The sequence below is a fragment of the Chamaesiphon sp. OTE_20_metabat_361 genome, from assembly GCF_031364565.1.
This window is the reverse complement of record NZ_JANLWO010000557.1, coordinates 1-4,841: the sequence shown is the minus strand read 5'-3', so window position 1 is coordinate 4,841 and position 4,841 is coordinate 1. Positions and strand designations below refer to the sequence as shown.

Annotated in this window: 4 protein-coding genes; all 4 read right to left on the bottom strand. The window is 48.0% G+C overall.

Annotated elements, in window-relative coordinates:
• Window positions 1-249 precede the first annotated feature (249 nt).
• Window positions 250-804 carry a DEP domain-containing protein gene (locus tag RMO35_RS15955; protein ID WP_309742312.1) on the bottom strand — a complete coding sequence of 185 codons (555 nt, stop codon included), beginning with the start codon at window positions 802-804 and terminating at the stop codon, window positions 250-252.
• 289 nt (window positions 805-1,093) lie between these two features.
• Complete coding sequence (locus RMO35_RS15950) at window positions 1,094-2,557, bottom strand: M23 family metallopeptidase (protein WP_309742311.1); 1,464 nt, start codon at window positions 2,555-2,557, stop codon at window positions 1,094-1,096.
• Window positions 2,558-2,650: 93 nt separating this feature from the next.
• Complete coding sequence (locus RMO35_RS15945; RefSeq protein WP_309742310.1) at window positions 2,651-3,460, bottom strand: biotin--[acetyl-CoA-carboxylase] ligase; 810 nt, start codon at window positions 3,458-3,460, stop codon at window positions 2,651-2,653.
• 16 nt (window positions 3,461-3,476) lie between these two features.
• Window positions 3,477-4,841 (bottom strand): ATP-binding protein (locus RMO35_RS15940; protein ID WP_309742309.1); only part of this gene is annotated, 1,365 nt, incomplete at its 5' end.

The following is a 4,841-nucleotide window of genomic DNA, read 5'->3' as shown; positions in this document are numbered from 1 at the left end:
GCGAAAAGTGCGTTCTTGGGGTTTCCCCTGTCTTGTCGTTTTCTTATTCGGGGGGAACCCCCGAATAAAAACGCCGCAAGTGAAGCACCTTTTCAAGACAGCGGATGCGCGATACGGAGGGTTCCCCGAGGGTTTAGCGACCCAAATCACGCGGAGGTTCCCGACCCATGTGTTTGGGTCAAGACAGCGCACCAAGCAGCGAGACAAGACAAACCTCCGCGCGATCCGATCCGCAAAACCTAAAGCCTTTTATTTGTCCATACAAAACTGATAGTACAGATCGTTATCTCCAAAAGGCTGCTTATTAGATAAATTTCTGAGCCAATTCTCATCGATCGATCTTTGTCCGAGTTGTACGGCATGAGGACGACTAATCGATAGCTTGGTTGACATCCAATCTACCATCTCGCGCCCGATCGCACAGCGGAGATATGGGAGCCGAAAACTTTGCGATCGATTCTCAATTTTGACTCCTTGTGGCGATCGCATCTCTTCGACTAATTGAGCGAGATTGAAATAGGTAACGATATCACTAGCATCTTCAACAATTTTGAGAATATATCGATCCTCATACCAAATTGTCTCGATTTCGCCATCTGCTACTAGCAAGCAAGCCACTGCTGGCTCGGGATCGAGGTAGCTGCGGCGCATTTCCGCGATCGCAACTTGACGTTGCTGATGAGGATAAGAATTACCACGGACAAACAAATTACCTTGATAATTTACCCCGCTCACAATTTCTGATATCGTTCCGAACTGACGTACAAGTTGACAATAACTTACGTCTTGTGACTTTAGTAACATGCCACCTGATTTCCTAATAAAACTAAATTGAACTTATAAATAACCAGGAATAGAATTAGTACTAGCTTGGATTTAGATGATGAAACATCGATGAGTGCAACTGGCGACAAATAGCAGCTCGGTTCCCGATCGCGATCGACATGGATATCATTTAATATACCCATCGATGTTGTAAATATTCACCTCTTCACAAAACATCCTAGCAACAATCGCTGCTAGGATACATTTGCACAAGATAGCTGCAATCTGCCGAGTGAATCGAGGTATGCCCACCGCTCGATCGAGCGATTTACTGGACGTCTTGTGGTAACTCTCGTTGCGCGAACGGCATCGAGCGGCGCAAATCGTCTAAAGCATATTTGATATCTTCACCTGGATCGATCGCAATCCAACCATCCGACGTCGCTACTCTGGTTTCAAAATGCAAGTGAGGGCCAGTAGAGTTGCCAGTGCTGCCAACCTGACCGATGACCATGCCGCGTTCGATTCTTTGACCTGGTTGGACGAATACTTCGGAGAGATGACCGTAGAGGGTCTGCTGGATGCCATTGTGTTGAATGACGATGGCCTTACCATAGCCACCCTGCCAGCCAGCCGAGACGATGACCCCCGATCCAGCAGCTACGACGGGTGCGCCCATCGGCGCACCGATGTCTACCCCAGAATGAAAACGGCGACTACCTGTGATTGGATGCGTCCGCCAGCCAAAGCTGGAGGTGATTGGTGCTGGGCTGCTCAGTGGATAAACGATCTGGGTACTCTGCTCGTTGCCAGGGTTGACGAATGCTATTGGTGTGGATGGGGATCGACCGCTCGCCGCAGGGCGCACGCTGGGGATGGCGGGTACTATTGGCACGGTTCTAGTTGTGACGATGGGCAACTGAGCGACAGGACGCACTTCGATCCGACTGGAACCTGATGAGGGGATCGCGATCTGGATTGAATCTGGAGCTACGGTAGTCACTGAAGCGGTAGTTTGTGAGGTAGCTCCGGGCTGGAGGTTGCGATTAGTGGTTGCGGCTGGTCGCATCTGAGTCAGAACTGGCGGTTGAAATCTAGTCGAATTGCTGGTGCTGTTAGGTACCACCCCAGGCAGGCTGGTTACTTTGGGGACTGTTCGATCGCGATTTGTGCTAGTAGTGCTACTGTTCGCTGATGTTTGATTGACAGTCTGGGGTCTGAGATAGCTCGGCTGGATCTGGCTGCTAACACTTGAAACTCTTTCCCTAGCTCGACGCTCGGGAATTTTGTTACTCAGGGGCGCTGGCACGAGAATATCGATCGATCCTTGACTATTTAGGGGGTTTGACAATGAACCATTAACACCCACAGTGTAGTTATCGGCTGTCAATATATCGGTATGTTGTGGTGGGACGATCGTGCCTGTGGGCGAGATTGCCGCTGAGCTAGGCGCAACTGCAATCGGTACTTCGCGATTTGGCAGTTGTTCTGGAGCGATCTGAATCGGAACTTGCTTGGGAGCCACAGGTAGAGAAGGGCCATATATTTCCCGCGCTGGATTGGAGATACTGCCAGCCGCCGAGCTGACGACTGGCGCGTTGACTCGCTCCTGTTTTGGCAATCCAGCCGTAGAGATCGGCTTGAGATCGGCCCAGACAATCCCGCTGCTACCGATGAAGCCGAGACTACCCAGCCAAGCGACAATCTTGAGTAACAACGGATTGCGGAAGAAGATACTCAACCGAGGTTGCTTGGATGTAAGATCTGATATCGTTTCTGCCTTGCTGCTCATAATTTTTATAAATTTAACGCAGTCTTTATTCGGGACTATTCATCCGCTCTAGACACAGGCAAAATCGCTAGATACTGCATCTGTCTAAAGTCACTAACTCTCGTAGCCCAAACTGAAGGTACCGGGCGTCAGATCCGCCGTCATTACTGTAGTTGCAGTCGTAAAACTGACACGTAACTCACCCAGGGGCGAAATACCGATTACAGTTCCTAACCGACCATTCACCAGCACCGAACGTCCACGAGCGTTGAGTAGTTCCAGATAGTCCGACAATAGACCGTCGATCGTTGTAGGAGTGCACCGTTTGTACCCGCTTATAATTCCCCTAATAGTACAGCTTGTTAACATCTCTATTGAAAAATTTCGGTAATTTGGCTGATAATCATTGCTAGGTGCTAAATTTATTGCTAGGCCTTCGACGGGATTTGTATAGTTAATTCCAACTCCTACGATCGCATCTTGAATCCGATCGCCACTAATTCGGGTTTGAGTCAGGATGCCCCCTAATTTTCGACCGGATAGCATCAGATCGTTAGGCCATTTAATCGCTATAGGCAGCCCGATTTTTCTTAAACTGTGAGCGATTCCCCAGACGATTCCGATCGTCAATTGATGCACATTACTTGCTGGTAAATCTGGCGCGATCGCTAGTGATAAATACAACCCACCCGGCGCGGAATTCCAAGTACGTCCCCGTTGTCCGCGTCCGGCAGTTTGCCTGTCGGCAATGACAATCGTGCCGGGAGGAGCTTGCCCATCGGTAACTAATTGCGATAGTTTTTCATTAGTTGAGGCAAGTACATCAAAAGTATAGATATTAAAGTCTAAATCTAAATCTTGTTGACTTTTGCAATCATTGAGAGAATCTGCTGTTAACAGAGCTAATAATTTTTGACAGTTCACTAGAGTACTTTATAAGTTAAATTATTTCAACGATTTCGGTATAGTCAAAATCATTAGGACTGTGCTGAATCAATGGATAACGACGACCATTGAGATCGAGATAATCTTCAGGAGCATCCGATTTAGAAGTATAGTAAGTCAGTAGATATTGCTTGCCAATTTTTGGCTGCATTTGCGTTTCCACTTCATCGCGCCATTGGGTTTTAGTAACTAGCACCAGGATTTGACTGGCTAGTTGCGGCAAGATTTGGGCAATCTGACTGCGGGAGATCCGATCGAGGCTGCCAAATGGCGAATCCATGACGATCGGGAAGGTATTGCTTTCGGGGACTGAGAGTAATTTCTGGGCGCTCCATTCCCGGACGCGATCGATAATTCCGCCGATAAATGAGAGGCTGAGGATCTGATTTTCGCCAGTTGAAGCGGCAACTGTGGTTTCGACGCCGCGTGTATTTTCAACTAGTATAAGTTCGTATTTCTCGGTAATTCTGGGTAGATATGGAGTTACCGAAATTGTTTGAAAAATGCGTTGGACGCGCTGCTCTAATTCGAGCCGAAATTGCTGCTCTTGGTTGGTACGAATCTCGATTAATTCGCTAATTGCTGACTGTGCGGCTTGCAATCTTCGATTTGCTAAGATTTGCCGATCTTGGTTGACCTGTTGTTTGGCAATTTGTTTGGCTAATGATTGAATTTGACCTTCAAGATGAATAATTTGTTGGCGGTGTTGCCCTTGCGTGAGAATGAGATCGCGGACTTTAATCGCGATGTCATCGAGCCGTTTTTGCAGGTTAGCAATCTCGGTATTGGTATCCTGACGCAGTTGGGTTTCGAGTTTGTCGATCTCGATTTCTAGTTGACTAATCTCGGCTCTAGTTGTGGCGACAATTTGCTGCTGAAGATCGATCGCCTGCCAGAATTCACCACCTTTAGTTTCTAAATCTTCAACTTGACCGATCAACCGCATGGTTGTCTCTTCAATGACGGCAATATTCGCGCGGGATAGCCAGGTTTGGATGTGCAGATATGCAGGAGTATTTGGCGCTAATTTCGTGCCGCACAGGCAGTTTTGATGGTAGATTAGTTGATTGAGAAACTCACGAGAAATCCCTTGATTTAGTTCGCCTCGATCGCGTAATTCGGTGACAATTTGCTGGAAATCGCTAGTTAAATCTGTGAGTAAAACGGTATGAGCTTGGGTGGAGACTAATTGTTTGATTGACGTCTGCGCTTGACGGAGTTGGGTTTGCTGGGTGGCTTTGGCGCGCTCTAGTTCTTGGCGTTGGGATTGGATGGCAGTGGCGGCGGTGAGTTCGAGCAGGTACTGGTTGACTTCGCGCTCGATTTGGTGAAAGTTGGCGATTTCGAGGACGATTTCAGC

Excerpts from the sequence above, each read along its gene's own strand:
- RMO35_RS15955 (WP_309742312.1), bottom strand. The coding sequence starts at position 804 with ATGTTACTAAAGTCACAAGACGTAAGTTATTGTCAACTTGTACGTCAG.
- RMO35_RS15950 (WP_309742311.1), bottom strand. The coding sequence starts at position 2,557 with ATGAGCAGCAAGGCAGAAACGATATCAGATCTTACATCCAAGCAACCT.